Origin of the sequence: Asaia sp. W19 (assembly GCF_003994335.1) — a bacterium.
GTDB lineage: Bacteria > Pseudomonadota > Alphaproteobacteria > Acetobacterales > Acetobacteraceae > Asaia.
Genome location: NZ_PNQZ01000040.1, coordinates 20,092 through 33,469, shown reverse-complemented (window position 1 = coordinate 33,469; position 13,378 = coordinate 20,092). Strand labels below are relative to the sequence as shown.

16 protein-coding genes are annotated in these 13,378 nt (G+C 60.2%); 12 read left to right on the top strand and 4 right to left on the bottom strand.

Features of this window, described 5'->3' with window-relative positions:
* The first annotated feature begins 136 nt into the window (after nucleotides 1-136).
* Nucleotides 137-1,684, top strand: a complete 1,548-nt coding sequence (gene secD / locus C0V97_RS08095) for a protein translocase subunit SecD (protein ID WP_127102149.1) — start codon at nucleotides 137-139, stop codon at nucleotides 1,682-1,684.
* 4 nt (nucleotides 1,685-1,688) lie between these two features.
* Entirely contained in the window at nucleotides 1,689-2,627 is a 939-nt protein-coding gene (gene secF, locus C0V97_RS08090) for a protein translocase subunit SecF (protein ID WP_127102117.1), read from the top strand.
* Nucleotides 2,628-2,744: 117 nt separating this feature from the next.
* Here the strand turns inward: secF and C0V97_RS08085 are convergent, their stop codons facing one another.
* Together C0V97_RS08085 and mscL are read right to left on the bottom strand one after the other, a co-directional pair.
* Complete coding sequence (locus C0V97_RS08085; RefSeq protein WP_127102116.1) at nucleotides 2,745-3,116, bottom strand: hypothetical protein; 372 nt, start codon at nucleotides 3,114-3,116, stop codon at nucleotides 2,745-2,747.
* A gap of 62 nt (nucleotides 3,117-3,178) precedes the next feature.
* Entirely contained in the window at nucleotides 3,179-3,637 is a 459-nt protein-coding gene (mscL, locus tag C0V97_RS08080; protein WP_127102115.1) for a large-conductance mechanosensitive channel protein MscL, read from the bottom strand.
* Between the two features lie 233 nt (nucleotides 3,638-3,870).
* Between mscL and rpmE the strand changes: the two genes are divergently transcribed.
* The 6 genes from rpmE (at nucleotide 3,871) to C0V97_RS08050 (ending at nucleotide 7,501) form a co-directional block, all read left to right on the top strand.
* A complete protein-coding gene (gene rpmE, locus C0V97_RS08075; protein WP_127102114.1) occupies nucleotides 3,871-4,104 on the top strand; it encodes a 50S ribosomal protein L31 in 234 nt (77 codons plus the stop codon).
* A gap of 160 nt (nucleotides 4,105-4,264) precedes the next feature.
* Entirely contained in the window at nucleotides 4,265-4,738 is a 474-nt protein-coding gene (locus tag C0V97_RS08070) for an Hsp20 family protein (RefSeq protein WP_127102113.1), read from the top strand.
* 213 nt (nucleotides 4,739-4,951) lie between these two features.
* A complete protein-coding gene (locus C0V97_RS08065; protein WP_127102112.1) occupies nucleotides 4,952-5,536 on the top strand; it encodes a DUF1013 domain-containing protein in 585 nt (194 codons plus the stop codon).
* A 76-nt stretch (nucleotides 5,537-5,612) separates the two neighbouring features.
* Complete coding sequence (locus C0V97_RS08060; RefSeq protein ID WP_127102111.1) at nucleotides 5,613-5,819, top strand: DUF465 domain-containing protein; 207 nt, start codon at nucleotides 5,613-5,615, stop codon at nucleotides 5,817-5,819.
* The gene (gene purE / locus C0V97_RS08055) at nucleotides 5,820-6,347 is read left to right on the top strand and encodes a 5-(carboxyamino)imidazole ribonucleotide mutase (protein ID WP_127102110.1); all 528 of its coding nucleotides are present in this window, start codon (nucleotides 5,820-5,822) and stop codon (nucleotides 6,345-6,347) included.
* Nucleotides 6,344-7,501, top strand: coding sequence for a 5-(carboxyamino)imidazole ribonucleotide synthase (locus tag C0V97_RS08050; RefSeq protein WP_127102109.1), 1,158 nt, complete (start codon nucleotides 6,344-6,346; stop codon nucleotides 7,499-7,501). Before purE ends, C0V97_RS08050 begins: the two co-directional genes overlap by 4 nt.
* Here C0V97_RS08050 and C0V97_RS08045 read toward each other — a convergent pair.
* Entirely contained in the window at nucleotides 7,478-8,227 is a 750-nt protein-coding gene (locus C0V97_RS08045; RefSeq protein ID WP_233582048.1) for a RadC family protein, read from the bottom strand. The genes C0V97_RS08050 and C0V97_RS08045 overlap by 24 nt on opposite strands.
* A gap of 31 nt (nucleotides 8,228-8,258) precedes the next feature.
* On the opposite strand from C0V97_RS08045, the gene C0V97_RS08040 reads away from it, so the two are divergent.
* Nucleotides 8,259-8,954, top strand: coding sequence for an HAD hydrolase-like protein (locus C0V97_RS08040; RefSeq protein WP_127102108.1), 696 nt, complete (start codon nucleotides 8,259-8,261; stop codon nucleotides 8,952-8,954).
* A 28-nt stretch (nucleotides 8,955-8,982) separates the two neighbouring features.
* Here the strand turns inward: C0V97_RS08040 and C0V97_RS08035 are convergent, their stop codons facing one another.
* The gene (locus C0V97_RS08035) at nucleotides 8,983-9,681 is read right to left on the bottom strand and encodes a RadC family protein (protein WP_127102107.1); all 699 of its coding nucleotides are present in this window, start codon (nucleotides 9,679-9,681) and stop codon (nucleotides 8,983-8,985) included.
* 27 nt (nucleotides 9,682-9,708) lie between these two features.
* Here C0V97_RS08035 and C0V97_RS08030 point away from each other — a divergent pair, with 27 nt between their 5' ends.
* The 3 genes from C0V97_RS08030 to C0V97_RS08020 are packed head-to-tail and all read left to right on the top strand — an operon-like array spanning nucleotide 9,709 to nucleotide 13,362.
* Nucleotides 9,709-11,976, top strand: a complete 2,268-nt coding sequence (locus tag C0V97_RS08030; protein ID WP_127102106.1) for an ATP-dependent helicase — start codon at nucleotides 9,709-9,711, stop codon at nucleotides 11,974-11,976.
* On the top strand, nucleotides 11,973-12,869 hold the full coding sequence (locus C0V97_RS08025) for a 50S ribosomal protein L11 methyltransferase (protein WP_127102105.1): 897 nt from the start codon (nucleotides 11,973-11,975) through the stop codon (nucleotides 12,867-12,869). Before C0V97_RS08030 ends, C0V97_RS08025 begins: the two co-directional genes overlap by 4 nt.
* A complete protein-coding gene (locus C0V97_RS08020; RefSeq protein WP_336985055.1) occupies nucleotides 12,862-13,362 on the top strand; it encodes an N-acetyltransferase family protein in 501 nt (166 codons plus the stop codon). Before C0V97_RS08025 ends, C0V97_RS08020 begins: the two co-directional genes overlap by 8 nt.
* The last annotated feature ends 16 nt before the right edge of the window (nucleotides 13,363-13,378 follow it).

The window sequence follows — 13,378 nt, the reverse complement described above, 5'->3', positions numbered from 1 at the left end:
TCATGAAATTTGGTGTAGCAGGGCGCAAAGGGAGGTTGCAACGCGCTGCGCCACCCGGCATCTTCCCGCTGCCTGACCGCCCTGCGGTAGTTTTTGATCTCCGGTCGTTACAAGAAGGACGCCGCTCCGCTCGATGATGTACTATAGTCGGCCCACCATGCTGGGAGTTCTCGGGGTCTGTGTCCTCGGTCTCCTGCTTTGCCTGCCCAATTTCATGCGTGCGCCCGCGGCCAAGCTGCCATGGCACCAGATCCATCTCGGTCTGGATCTGCGCGGCGGCTCATATCTGCTTCTTCGACTCGACCAGCAGAGCCTGGTCGATGACCGCCTTCAGGGGCTCGAAGATCAGGTCAAGCAGGTCCTGATCGAAAAGAATCTCGGCTATCGCGATTTCCACAAGGATGGCAGCGCGCGCGTACTGAGCTTTCTGCCGCGCGACGCCAATGAGGCACAGGCGAGCCTGACCGCCCTCTCCGCCCTGACAGGCAACGGCGGCGACATCGCGGCAGCCCTGGATCAGGGCCGTATCACCCTGACTCTGAACGAGGCCGCTCTCAAACAACGTGCTCGCGAGGCCGTCAGCCAGTCGATCGAGATTGTGCGCCGCCGTATCGACGGAACGGGAGCAGTTGACCCGGAAATCACACGTCAGGGTGATGACCGCATTGTGGTTGAACTGCCGGGCATCAGTGATCCGGAGCACATCAAGCGGCTTCTCGGTACCACTGCCAAGATGACATTTCGGATGCTCGCCAATGGTGCGGGCGGCAACGTGGCCCCGCCAGGTGCAACCATGCTGCCTGATATGAGCGATAACAACGTCCTGCTTCCCGTGATGGATCATGTCGAGGTAGATGGCGCAGCCCTCACCAATGCAGGAACGACCATCGACCAGAAAGACGGTGGGTGGGCGGTCAGCTTTTCATTCAACCGGGCGGGTGCCCGCGCCTTTGCCCAGACAACCACGCAGAATGTCGGGCGACGCTTCGCGATCGTACTGGACAATAAAGTGATCGAGGCGCCGGTCATCAACGAGCCTATCACCCAAGGGAGTGGCCAGATCACCGGTCGGTTCACGGCTCAGGCAGCAACCGATCTCGCGCTCATGCTGCGTGCGGGTGCCCTGCCCGCCCCGCTGGCCGTTATCGAGCAGCGTTCCATTGGGCCCTCTCTCGGCGCTGATTCGATCCGCGCCGGCGCAATCAGCCTTGGCATCGGGTTCGTGCTCGTGATTCTGTTCATGGCGTTGTTCTATGGGCGCTTTGGCCTCTACGCAAATGTTGCGCTCCTGGCGAACCTCGTGCTCATGACCGCCATTCTGTCATTATTCGAAGCGACGCTGACCTTGCCCGGCATGGCAGGCATGCTGTTGACGCTTGGCATGGCGGTGGATGCGAATATCCTGATCAACGAGCGTATCCGTGAGGAGGTCGGTCGCGGACGGACGGCTCTTGCAGCCATGCAAGCAGGCTTCGAGCGTGCGTCGTCCACCATTATTGACAGTAATGCCACAGCCTTTCTGGCCCATGTCATGCTGTTCGTTTTTGGTACAGGTCCGGTGCGAGGCTTCGCCCTGACGATCACGATCGGTATCGTCACCACGCTCTTTACCACCATGCTGCTCTCGCGCCTGCTCATGGTGCGCTGGTACGCCCTCACCCGTCCCACTGAACTGCCGGTCTGAAGCGATGCTCTCACGTCCCCTTTTCCGCTTCGTCCGTGAAGACAAGCATATCCCGTTCATGCGCGGCCGCTTCGCAGGCCTTGCGACTTCGGCCATTCTCTCGGCGCTCTCTGTGGTGCTGTTCTTCGTTCCTGGGCTGAAGCTTGGCCTCGATTTCCGCGGCGGAATCGTGGTTGAAGCCCAGACGCAGGGTCCAGCCGATTTTGACAAGCTGCGTCACGCCCTCGCCGCCCATGGGATCTCTGCCGCAGGACTACAGAAATTCGGCAGTGACCGTGATGTACTGATCCAGCTTGATACGCCGCCCGCCGGGCCCAATCAGGAAGCGGCGACGCAGAGCCTGGTCGATACCGTGCGTCATGCTGTGGTTGAGGCTCAGGCCGGGACGCAGGTCCTGCGGGCGGACGCCGTAGGCGCATCTGTATCGAGTGAGCTCTTCCGTAACGGTCTTCTCGCTCTCGGGCTCAGCCTGGCCATGATTCTGGTCTATATCTGGGTGCGATTTGAGTGGGAATTTGCCGTTAGTGCCGTGATCACGCTCGTGCTGGATCTGACCAAGACTGTCGGGTTTCTCGCCATCACACGGTTCCAGTTCGATCTCGTGATGGTGGCGGCAATTCTGACCATCCTGGGCTACTCCACGAATGACAAGGTGGTCGTCTATGACCGTGTGCGCGAAAATCTGCGCAAATACCGCACCATGCCGCTTCGCGATTTGCTGGATCTCTCGATCAACGAAACACTGAATCGCACACTGGGCACGTCCATGACGGTCTTCCTTGCCGCACTGCCCCTCGCAATCTTTGGCGGGCACAGTCTTTCCGGCTTTGCGACAGTCATGCTCTTCGGCATCGTTGTCGGAACGTCCTCCTCGATCTTCATCGCCGCGCCGCTCCTGCTGCTTATGGGAGAGAAACGCCTGCGTCGCAGCAGGCCGGTCTAAGGGCATTACAGGATTACCGGCATATCCCCCGGTTCAATGCAAAAAGGCGCCTCATGGGCGCCTTTTTCATGCATGCTGCGTGAGACGGCAGTCACACCCGAAGAGCACGACGAGCGTTCAGGGGATTGACGCGCTCTTGCTATCGCCCTTCGGCGCAGGCTGCGAGACAGGCGTGGAGTAGCTGAGGATCTGCAGAATTCCGTCATCTGCAGCACGGAAATTATCATCGGTTGGCGTGAAGGCTGCCTGCCTGATGGCAATCCAGGTGTTGTGGTCGATGGCAATCAGTTTCGCGATATCCGCGCGCGTGGCCTGATGCTGCAGGATCTTCGTGATCAGACCATGTTCTGCCATGCCATTCGCAATGGCATAGCTCGTCAGCAGAACACTCGGCGAGCGGTTCTGCATCAGATGGTCGCCTCCCTGCCCGGCACACGCCGTGAGGGAGAGGAGGACCGTCATGGTGATGGGGACAAGTAAGCGGCGCATGAAAGGATCATGCGCCGAACAGAAGCGCGCGCCAAGGGTGACGCGCCCAGTTGAGGAACGGCTCAGCCCGCATCCTTGGCGATCAGGTCGCGAATTTCGCTCAGCAGGACCTCGCTCTTTGTAGGGGCCGGGGGAGCGGCAGGGGCAGCCTCTTGCTTGCGCTGGAAACGAGATACAAGCTTGATGAGCCAGAACACGGCAAAAGCCACGATCAGAAACTGAATCACTACATTCAGAAAGACGCCAATATTGATCGTAACGGCACCAGCCTTCTGAGCCTCGGCAAGGGTGGGCAGCACCGGGCCTTTCAGGGTGACGAAGATATTGGAGAAGTCGATCCCCCCGGTCAGCAACCCGATCCCGGGGGTCAGGATATCCTTGACAAGGCTCGTCACGATCGAGGTGAAGGCTGCACCGATGATGATACCGACCGCCATGTCGATAACGTTGCCACGCATGATGAATTTCTGAAATTCCGCGACCCATCCCGGTGTGTGCAGCTTTGATCTGAGATCGGACATCGATGACTTTCTCCTGAAAGGTGGAAGATGTGAAATGAGCCGCATGGCCACACAAGATGGAGGCGGCACGCATGGCGGGCTCAGAATGTGGGCTAAAGGTGGAGGGATCGATAGAAAAAACGCAGCGTAGCCAAAAGTTTCTGCGTTTTTGTCGTTCCCCTCACCGTTTCTTTCCGTTATAGCCCCGCCATCCGCTCCGGTCGGCATCGGAGCATTTCAACGAGGACACCCCCATGAAATCCGGCATTCACCCCGATTATCACGAAATCACCATCATCATGACCGATGGCACCGAGTTCAAGACGAACTCCTGCTACGGCAAGGCTGGCGACACGCTGCGTCTCGACGTCGACCCGAAGTCGCATCCCGCCTGGACTGGCGTCCAGCGCATGCTCGACACCGGGGGCCAGGTTGCCAAGTTCAACAAGCGCTTCGCCGGAATCGGGGCACGCGCCGCCAAAAAGTAATCCTGGTGCTCCTTCCCGGGCAGGCTCTTGTCCTGCCCGGAAACGATCCCACATGCAGGGAGCGGCAATGCCCGACAGGGGTTGCCGCATTACCCTCATGCAGTCGCGCCGGCCCGTGAGGAGGCGCGCTGATGGATCTGCCTTGAAGGAGGTTCACATCATGTCATACGATTTTGCTCCGCTTTTTCGCTCAGCCATCGGCTTTGATCGCCTGGCACGTCTCGTCGATGATGCGGTATCCAACGCGCCCGCCCATGCGAGCTATCCCCCCTACAATATCGAAAAAGCCTCGGATGACGTCTATCGTGTCACCATGGCGCTGGCCGGGTTTGGCCCCGATGATGTCGAGATCTACCTCGCCGACAACCAGTTGATCATCAAAGGCAGTGTGCCGCGTCACGATCGCGTCGGCGAGCTGCTCCATCGTGGCATCGCCACAAGAGCATTCGAACGGCGGTTCGCGCTGGCTGATCATATCGAGATTGCCGGTGCTGAATTGATCAATGGACTTCTGACCATCACAGTGCGACAGGTCACCCCCGAGGCCCTCAAGCCACGGCGTATCCCGATTTCATTGGGTCCGGCCCCCGCAACAAGCACCGCGAACCATGTGAATGTCAGCCATGCTGCATGAAGTCCTGAGCCTTGGCCCCCGCCAGGTCCGGGGTTCATATTTTTAGGCGATTTGTCATCGAGGGGCTTGACCCCTCCGCACTCGACAGACCATACCAGCGCTAACTTTGCAGTGCATCCAGCAGGTGCCGCGCAGATGGCTCCGGACCTTCCGGAGCAGGACATTTGAATCGGTGCCTGCTGGAGCCTTGCTCCTCACGCAGGATAGACCGAGATGACCTTGCCGCTTATGCCGAAAGCCACCGCCGTATGGCTGATCGACAAAACCGCCCTCACCTTCACGCAGATTGCCGAATTTTGTGGCATGCATCCTCTTGAAGTGCAGGCCATTGCCGATGGTGAGGTGGCTGCGGGCATCAATGGCTACGATCCGGTCAAGAACAATCAGCTGACGCAGGAACAGATCACGCGCTGCGAGGGCAATGCCGATCTGCGTCTCAAGCTCTCGGCCAAGGCAAATCCGGTAGCGCGCCGCGCCAAGGGCGCCCGCTACACGCCTATCGCACGCCGTAATGACCGGCCCGACGCGATTGCCTTCGTGCTTCGTCAGTTTCCGCAGCTTTCGGAACTGCAGATCATCAAGCTTCTGGGTACCACCAAGGACACTATCGCCAAGGTGCGCGACCGCCAGCATTGGAACAGCGCCAACATCAAGCCCCGCGATCCCGTCATTCTCGGGCTTTGCAGCCAGACCGACCTGAACGCCGCCGTGCAGGCCGCCAATGAGCGTCTTGCCCGTGAAGGCCACACGGTGCCGGTTGTCGCGGAAATGTCAGACTTTGACGACGGTCAGGACTAAGAAGAGATGGCACCGGCGGACGACCCTGTTGTAAGATTTACGGGTCAGAGCCTGACAGTCTAGCGGAAAGAAACCGATGCTTGTTGATGTTGACCATGAAGTCATGCTCCGCCGTCTGCATGAGCTCCGCAGCGAGCATCGCGATCTCGACACGGTAATCGACCGCCTGGTGCAGCACCCTCTCAATCAGTTGCAGCTGCAGCGTCTCAAGAAGCGGAAACTCCTCCTCAAGGACGAGATCAACTTCATCGAGAACCGCCTTATACCGGATGATATTGCCTGAATGAGCGAAGAACTCGATCTCTACCGTCAGACGACGGATGCGGCTCAGACCCCGCGTATCGGCATCATCATGGGAAGCCAGTCGGACTGGAGCACCATGAGTTTCGCAGCCGAGAAGCTTGCTGAGCTCGATATCAGTTTCGAGACGCGCATCGTCTCGGCCCATCGCACGCCCGATCGTCTGACCGAATACGCGCGATCCGCCCGCGGGCGTGGCGTGCAGGTGATCATCGCCGGCGCGGGGGGAGCGGCTCACCTGCCAGGCATGGTTTCAGCCTGGACCACATTGCCCGTTCTGGGCGTCCCTGTGGAATCCCATGCGCTTAAGGGAATGGATTCCCTTCTTTCCATCGTTCAGATGCCCGGTGGCGTACCGGTTGGAACGCTGGCCATCGGCAAGGCAGGGGCGATCAATGCGGCCCTTCTCGCTGCCTCGATCCTCTCTCTTCAGGATGAGGGCATCCGGGCACGGCTTGATACATGGCGCGCCATGCAGACGGCTTCGGTAGCCGACACGCCGGAATCATGAGCCTGACGACCCTCGCCCCCGGGGCGACTATCGGGATCATTGGCGGCGGTCAGCTCGGGCGCATGTCCGCCATGGCGGCGGCGCGGCTCGGCTATCATGTGCATGTTCTGAGTGCCGAGCCAGATCCTCCGGCGCAGGATACCGCTCATCGGGTCACGATCGGCGCCTATGACGATGAAGCGGTGCTTAGCGCCTTTGCTCAGAGCGTTTCAGCCATCACCTTCGAGTTCGAGAACATCTCGGCATCTGGGCTCGACCTTCTTGCCTCTCTCTGTCCAGTGCATCCCGCGGGCAGCATTCTCGCTATCAGCCAAGATCGTATTCTGGAAAAGAGCTTTCTGGGTGATCACGACATCCCGGTCGCAGACTGGGTATCCGTGCCGGATCGCGATGCCCTGCCCGAGGCTGTGGCATCCCTCGGATTTCCCTTCATCCTGAAGACGACACGTTTCGGGTATGACGGCAAGGGCCAGTTCCGTATTGCAGATCAGGAAGCCATCGACGCCCTGGCCGCCCATCTGCCATATCCGCTGATCGCCGAGGGTTTCGTCGATTTCGAACGCGAGCTCAGCGTTATGGTGGCGCGAAATGAGGCAGGAGAAATACGCTGCTTCAGCACGACGGAAAACCAGCATCGCGACGGAATTCTGGATTACAGCCTCGCCCCCGCCCGTATCCCTGTCGCCCTCGCGGAAGAAGCGCAGCGCCTGGCAGCCCATATCGCCACCACAATCGGCCTTGTCGGGATAATGGGGGTCGAGATGTTCGTGTCTGCGCGTGGCGCCTTGCTCGTCAACGAGATCGCCCCCCGACCGCATAATTCAGGTCACTGGACCATGGATGCCTGTCTGATCGATCAGTTCGAGATGCATATCCGTGCAGTTGCCGGGCTGCCGCTGCCCGATCCCTTCCGCCATAGCGATGCCGCCATGAAAAATCTTATCGGTTTTGAGGGCGTGGGGCTGTGCGACGCAGTCCTGGCGCAGCCGGGTCTGGCGCTACATCTCTACGGCAAGCACGAAACCCGAGCGGGCAGGAAAATGGGCCATGTCAATGCGCTTTTCCCCCTTGGTGCCCTGCCAGGCCCCTATGGTATTGCCGCGCGCTTCGATCAGGCATTGAAACCAGCTCTAGAGATCGCGCAGGAGCCGTAGATCGCGAAAGCTCACATAAGCGCCATTGCCGATAATGAAATGATCGGCAATCCGTACCTCTATAAGGGCTGCAGCGCGCTGTGCATCCAGCGTCATGGCGATATCGGCCTCCGAGGGAGTCGGGTCGCCGCTTGGATGATTATGTACGAGTATGATGCTTCTGGCCCCGAGCTCCATCGCTCTGCGTGCAACCTCACGCGGATAAACGGGTGTGTGATTGACCGTTCCGCGTGTTTGAGCCTCATCGGCCAGGAGCCGATTGCGCTCATCCAGAAAGAGAATGCGGAACTGCTCGACAGGCTCCCTCGCGAGCCGCGAGACGAGGTAATCGACCATGAGCTTGCGATTGGTAAAGATGTCATCACGGCCCATACGGGCCCGGCTGAGCCGGATTGCGGCCTCCTGAACCAGACGTATGGCGACGCGTATCTGCGGGCCGATATGCAGGATGCCATTCAGGGCCCGGTCTTCGGTGGCAAAGATGGCGGCAAGGGATCCGAAGCGGATCAGAAACGCGTCCACAAGAATCTGCGCCTCCTCACCGATCACACCGAGCGATTCGGCAAAAAGGCGCAGCAGCACCTCGTCGGAGAGGACCTGACCCTGCCCTGCGATCAGTGCGCGCGGGGGAATTTCGACCCAGTTCGGGGCGGCGGGATCGGAATCGCGCGCGCTGGTGGCGACATCCTGCTTACCTGATCCTGAGATATCATTTACTTCTTTCAACGGCGCCCCGCCACTTTATACCGGGATAGTTATGTCAGAATTCGACGCATATACGAGTGATCATGCCATTTTATTTGACCTCGATGGCACGATTATCGACTCCCGTATCGGGATCATCTCGACCTTGCACCAGGTCATCGCTGCTCTTGGACACGCGCCGGATGTCTCGATCGACCTGACATGGGTGGTGGGCCCGCCTCTGGCCGAGTTGATGGCTGAGGTCATCGGCGCCTATGGCGATGACCGCGTGACCCTTGCCGTCTCTCTCTATCGTCGTTTCTATGACGAAACCGGCCGTTTCCAGACGCCCGTGTTTCCGCATATGGCAGAGCTGCTCAAAACGCTGGCTCGATCTCCCATCCGCCTTTTCACGGCCACGTCCAAGCCTGCGAGCCTCGCACGCGAGATCCTGGCAACTCACGGGCTCGTCTCTTGCTTTGATCGTATCCATGGTGCGGCGGATGACGACAGTGGCGGTGAAAAGCCGGAAATGGTGGCGCGGATCATTACGCAAGAGCGGCTGCAGGCGCATCGTACCCTAATGATCGGCGATCGGCGGTTCGACATCTCTGGAGCACATGCCAATCGTCTGAGAGGCATCGGCGTGCTCTGGGGCTATGGCGGAGAAAAGGAACTGACTGAAGCAGGGGCGGACATACTGGTACCGGGTCCTGGGGACTTGGGCGAGGCGATCATCAGTCAGTTTGCGGCGCTCGCACGACACTGACGCGCCACGCCCTGTCGCACGCCTCGCTTCAAAACAGGCCCTTCTGTTTGAGGCTGAGCGGTGTGCGGCGCTCGCTGACGACAACAACGTCGTGCAGCCTCATCGAAAGCGCGGCTGTCTCCCCGTCCAGACGGCGTGCAAACAACCTCAGCGGAGAGGTCGCAGCGTTGAAGCTCGACAGGGTTTTCTGGATGCCAATCAGGGCTACGGCCTGTAAGGCGAGGGCCCGCCTGAAGATCGGTGCAGTTGTCGTGAAATCATCAACCGGCTCGTCAGCCAGAAGCCGGTTGCGGTTGTCGAGGTAGAGCAGACGAAACTGCTCCGGCACGGCACTGGTCATCGCTGCTGATAGATAGGAACAGAGCTGGTCCCAGCTGCCGAGTATCGGGCGCAGCCGTTCCTCAGCAAGCGCCAGACGCTCCGCCACTACGGGTGGAAATTTCAGCAAAAGCATCGCCTGTTCGCTTATGCCAACGGCCCGTAATTCTGGCCCGGGCGCTCCAAACACCGCTGCAAGCGAGCCAAACCGGTGCAGCAGCGCCTTGGCCAGAGGTTTCGTATCCCGTCTGGGGATGCTGTAATAAAGCAGCATCTCCAGCACCTCATAATCGGCCAATGCTTCTGCCCCGTTACTCAGCACGCGATGGCGCATACGCATCCGGTGCCCCTGCGGCCCGGTCCCGCGCAGCAGGTTCTTTCCATCGGTTGGAAATGAGGGTTTGGCCATGAGGCCATTACATTCTATATCGGGCTGGTGACGCAATCCCTGATCTCACCCTCCTCCCCCGAGTATCTCGACCGGCTGAACCCGGAGCAGCGTGAAGCCATCGAGACCACTGAAGGGCCGCTTCTGATCCTGGCCGGCGCCGGCACGGGCAAGACCCGTGTGCTGACCACACGCTTTGCTCATATCCTGCTTGAAGGGCGCGCCCGGCCCTATCAGATCCTGGCCGTGACCTTTACCAACAAGGCGGCGCGTGAGATGCGCGAGCGTGTGGGTGCCCTGCTTGGTGAGACGGCAGAAGGACTTTGGCTCGGCACCTTCCATGCTTTGTGCGCGCGCATGCTGCGTCGTCACGCTGAGTATGTGGGGTTGACCACGGGATTCACCATTCTCGATACCGATGACCAGATCAGGCTGACACGGCAGATCATGGAGCCCTATCGCCTTGACACCAAGCGCTGGCCCCCTCAGGCCCTGCTCGGCATTTTCCAGCGCTGGAAGGACAGAGGCCTTACCCCGGAGCAGGTGACGGCAGCCGAGGACACGGATTTCGCCGGTGGTCAGGCGCGCAAGCTGTATGCCGCCTATCAGGACCGGCTCAAGGCCGTGAATGCCTGTGACTTTGGTGATCTGATGCTGCACACGCTCGAGATCCTCCGGACCCAGCCCGACGTACTGGCCCAGTATCACCGGCTCTTTCGCTATATCCTGGTCGATGAGTATCAGGACACGAACACCATCCAGTATCTCTGGCTCCGCCTTCTCGCCAAGCGCGATCATGGCCCGTCGAATATCGCCTGCGTGGGTGATGACGACCAGTCGATCTATTCCTGGCGCGGCGCCGAGATCGAGAACATCCTGCGCTTCGAGAAGGACTTCCCGGGTGCAAAGGTCGTGCGACTGGAGCGTAATTACCGTTCGACAGCTCAGATCCTCGCTGCAGCTTCAGGGCTGATCGCTCATAATTCCGGCCGGCTGGGCAAGACATTGCGTCCGGGTCGTGACGATGCCCAGGGTGAGAAAGTCCAGATCATCAGTGTCTGGGATTCAGACGAGGAGGCCCGACTGACCGCAGGGGCAATCGAAAGACTGCGCAGCGACGGTCACCCCTTGTCCCAGATTGCGATCCTGATGCGCGCCGGGTTTCAGACCCGCCCGTTTGAAGAACGTTTCCTGACGCTCGGCCTGCCCTATCGCGTGGTCGGTGGATTGCGCTTTTACGAACGCGCCGAGATACGGGATGCCATGGCCTATATGCGGGTTCTGGCGCAGCCCGCAGACGACCTCGCTTTCGAGCGGATCATCAATGTGCCCAAACGCGGCGTCGGGGCGGCCGGGCTGCAGAAACTGCATCATGAGGCGCGCCTCATCAACGCGCCTTTGAGCGCTGGCGTGTCCCACGCGCTGGAAACGGGACAGGTCAAAGGCAAGGGCCGCGAGGCTCTGGCCGGATTGATGGAGGCTTTCGAGCGAGCGCGTACGACGCGCGAAAGCGAAGGTCATGTGGTCGCGACCGAGCAATTGCTCGAAGAAAGCGGCTATCTGCAGATGTGGCGTGACGACAAGACGCCCGAGGCGCCGGGACGCCTGGACAATATCAAGGAACTGCTTCGCGCCATTGGCGATTTCGGCACGCTCGAAGGCTTTCTGGAGCACGTCGCTCTGGTGACAGAATCCGAGGATCAGGCCAGCGCCGACACGGTCAGCCTCATGACCCTTCATGGTGCCAAAGGCCTGGAATTCGATACGGTGTTCCTGCCCGGCTGGGAGGAGGGCGTCTTCCCTTCGCAGCGCAGCCTCGATGAGGGGGGGCTCAAAAGCCTCGAGGAAGAGCGCCGCCTTGCCTATGTCGGTATTACCCGCGCGCGCAAACGCGCTGTGATTCTTCATGCGGCGCGCCGTCGCATCTATGCGAACTGGCAGGACTCCATGCCCAGCCGCTTCATTGATGAAATCCCTGCCGAAACCGTGGAGCATAGCGGCCAGGCGATGCAGGAACGTCGGCAGCTCGCCGCGCAGAATGCCTCACTCTTCGCCACCGGCCCCGTTTCGAGCACGCGCGCTGGCAGCATGGCGGGACCTCGCCCCGGCTATTCGGGAGGCTATACGCGACCAACGCCGCGTGTCACCGATGTTCTGCCCGATGCCTCACACGGAATTGGTCCGGGAACCCGCGTTTTTCATCAGAAATTCGGCTATGGCACCGTGCTGGCCGTCGAATCCGACAGGCTGCACATCAACTTTGAAAAAGCAGGCGAAAAACGCATCATGGCGCATTTTGTGGAACAGGTCTCGTGAGTGCATCCAGACGACATGCCTCGGCGCTCGAAACCATTTCCGTCACCGTTGCGGATGAGGCGGTGCCGCTTTTCGAGCAGGCCTTCCTGACCGTCTGTACGACTGTCGGCATTTTCGAGGCCAATGAGGATCAGAACATCTGGCGCGTTGAAGGCGTCAAGGATGTCGGTCACGCCGAGGACGAACTCGCCCGCGCCCTGACCCTTGCCCGCCTGATGACAGGCGTCGATGCCGAGCTCATTCGCGAGCGTACGGAAGCCGAAGGCTGGCTGGCTCGAACCTACGAGGCCTTTCCCCAGCAGGATGTGGGGCGTCGCTTTGCCATTCGTGGCACGCATCTTGCCCCCAGCCACAAGCGCGATCGCCTGACGATCACGCTCGATGCCGGGATCGCCTTCGGGTCGGGAGAGCATGGTTCCACACGAGGCTGCCTTCGCGCGCTCGAAGACATGGCGTGGCGCAAGCCTGCGCGTATTCTCGATATGGGGTGTGGTTCCGGGATCCTGGCCATGGCGGCCGCCATGCTCTTTCACAAGCCTATTCTGGCTGTGGATATCGAGCCCTGGTCGGTTCGGGTCGCCGCGAGCAATGCAAGGCTCAATGGGATCGGCCCACTGATCGATGCCCGCCTTGGCAATGGCTGGCTGACACCCGAGGTGCGTGCGAAGGCGCCCTATGACCTTGTCTTTGCCAATATCCTGGCACGCCCGCTCTGCAAGATGGCGAAATCGCTGGGCACCCATCTGGCGCCCGGTGGCACGGTCATTCTGGCCGGATTGCTCACGACACAGGCACGCATGGTCATGGCCGCTCACAGGCGGCAGGGCCTTGTGCTCGAAAAGCAGTATTATGAGGGCGAGTGGTCCACGCTCGTCTTGCGCCGCCGTGATTGAGCTGCGTGCCGCCACCGAGGCCGATCTGCCTGCCATCCTGCGGATCACCAATGAGGCGATTGCGACCTCTGAGGCCATCTGGGCGACCTCACCGAGGACGCTGGATGAGCGTCGCCAATGGATGAGCGAACGTCGGGCTGCCGGATTTCCGGTGACTGTTGCGGTCGATGGTGAGACCGTCCTCGGCTTTGCCTCTTACGGTCCTTTCCGTGCCTATGAGGGCTATGCGAAAACCGTTGAGCATTCGATCTACGTCTCACCCGATGCCCAGCGTCGCGGCATTGGGAGGCTCCTGCTCGATGCGATGGTCTCCCATGCCGAGAAGGCAGGGATGCATGTCCTGGTCGGAGCCATCACGGCCAGTAACGCTGCCTCCATTGCCCTGCACCGGGCGGCGGGTTTTGGCGAAAGCACGCCTCTGCCACAGATGGGCCGGAAATTCGGACGCTGGCTCGACCTCATCTTCATGTACCGGCTTTTCGACACCCCGTGACAAGCGGGACGCACTG

What these genes read in the sequence shown, in the direction of transcription:
- secD (WP_127102149.1), top strand. Translation starts at nt 137, where the DNA reads ATGTACTATAGTCGGCCCACCATGCTGGGAGTTCTCGGGGTCTGTGTC.
- secF (WP_127102117.1), top strand. Translation starts at nt 1,689, where the DNA reads ATGCTCTCACGTCCCCTTTTCCGCTTCGTCCGTGAAGACAAGCATATC.
- C0V97_RS08085 (WP_127102116.1), bottom strand. Translation starts at nt 3,116, where the DNA reads ATGCGCCGCTTACTTGTCCCCATCACCATGACGGTCCTCCTCTCCCTC.
- mscL (WP_127102115.1), bottom strand. Translation starts at nt 3,637, where the DNA reads ATGTCCGATCTCAGATCAAAGCTGCACACACCGGGATGGGTCGCGGAA.
- rpmE (WP_127102114.1), top strand. Translation starts at nt 3,871, where the DNA reads ATGAAATCCGGCATTCACCCCGATTATCACGAAATCACCATCATCATG.
- C0V97_RS08070 (WP_127102113.1), top strand. Translation starts at nt 4,265, where the DNA reads ATGTCATACGATTTTGCTCCGCTTTTTCGCTCAGCCATCGGCTTTGAT.
- C0V97_RS08065 (WP_127102112.1), top strand. Translation starts at nt 4,952, where the DNA reads ATGACCTTGCCGCTTATGCCGAAAGCCACCGCCGTATGGCTGATCGAC.
- C0V97_RS08060 (WP_127102111.1), top strand. Translation starts at nt 5,613, where the DNA reads ATGCTTGTTGATGTTGACCATGAAGTCATGCTCCGCCGTCTGCATGAG.
- purE (WP_127102110.1), top strand. Translation starts at nt 5,820, where the DNA reads ATGAGCGAAGAACTCGATCTCTACCGTCAGACGACGGATGCGGCTCAG.
- C0V97_RS08050 (WP_127102109.1), top strand. Translation starts at nt 6,344, where the DNA reads ATGAGCCTGACGACCCTCGCCCCCGGGGCGACTATCGGGATCATTGGC.
- C0V97_RS08040 (WP_127102108.1), top strand. Translation starts at nt 8,259, where the DNA reads ATGTCAGAATTCGACGCATATACGAGTGATCATGCCATTTTATTTGAC.
- C0V97_RS08035 (WP_127102107.1), bottom strand. Translation starts at nt 9,681, where the DNA reads ATGGCCAAACCCTCATTTCCAACCGATGGAAAGAACCTGCTGCGCGGG.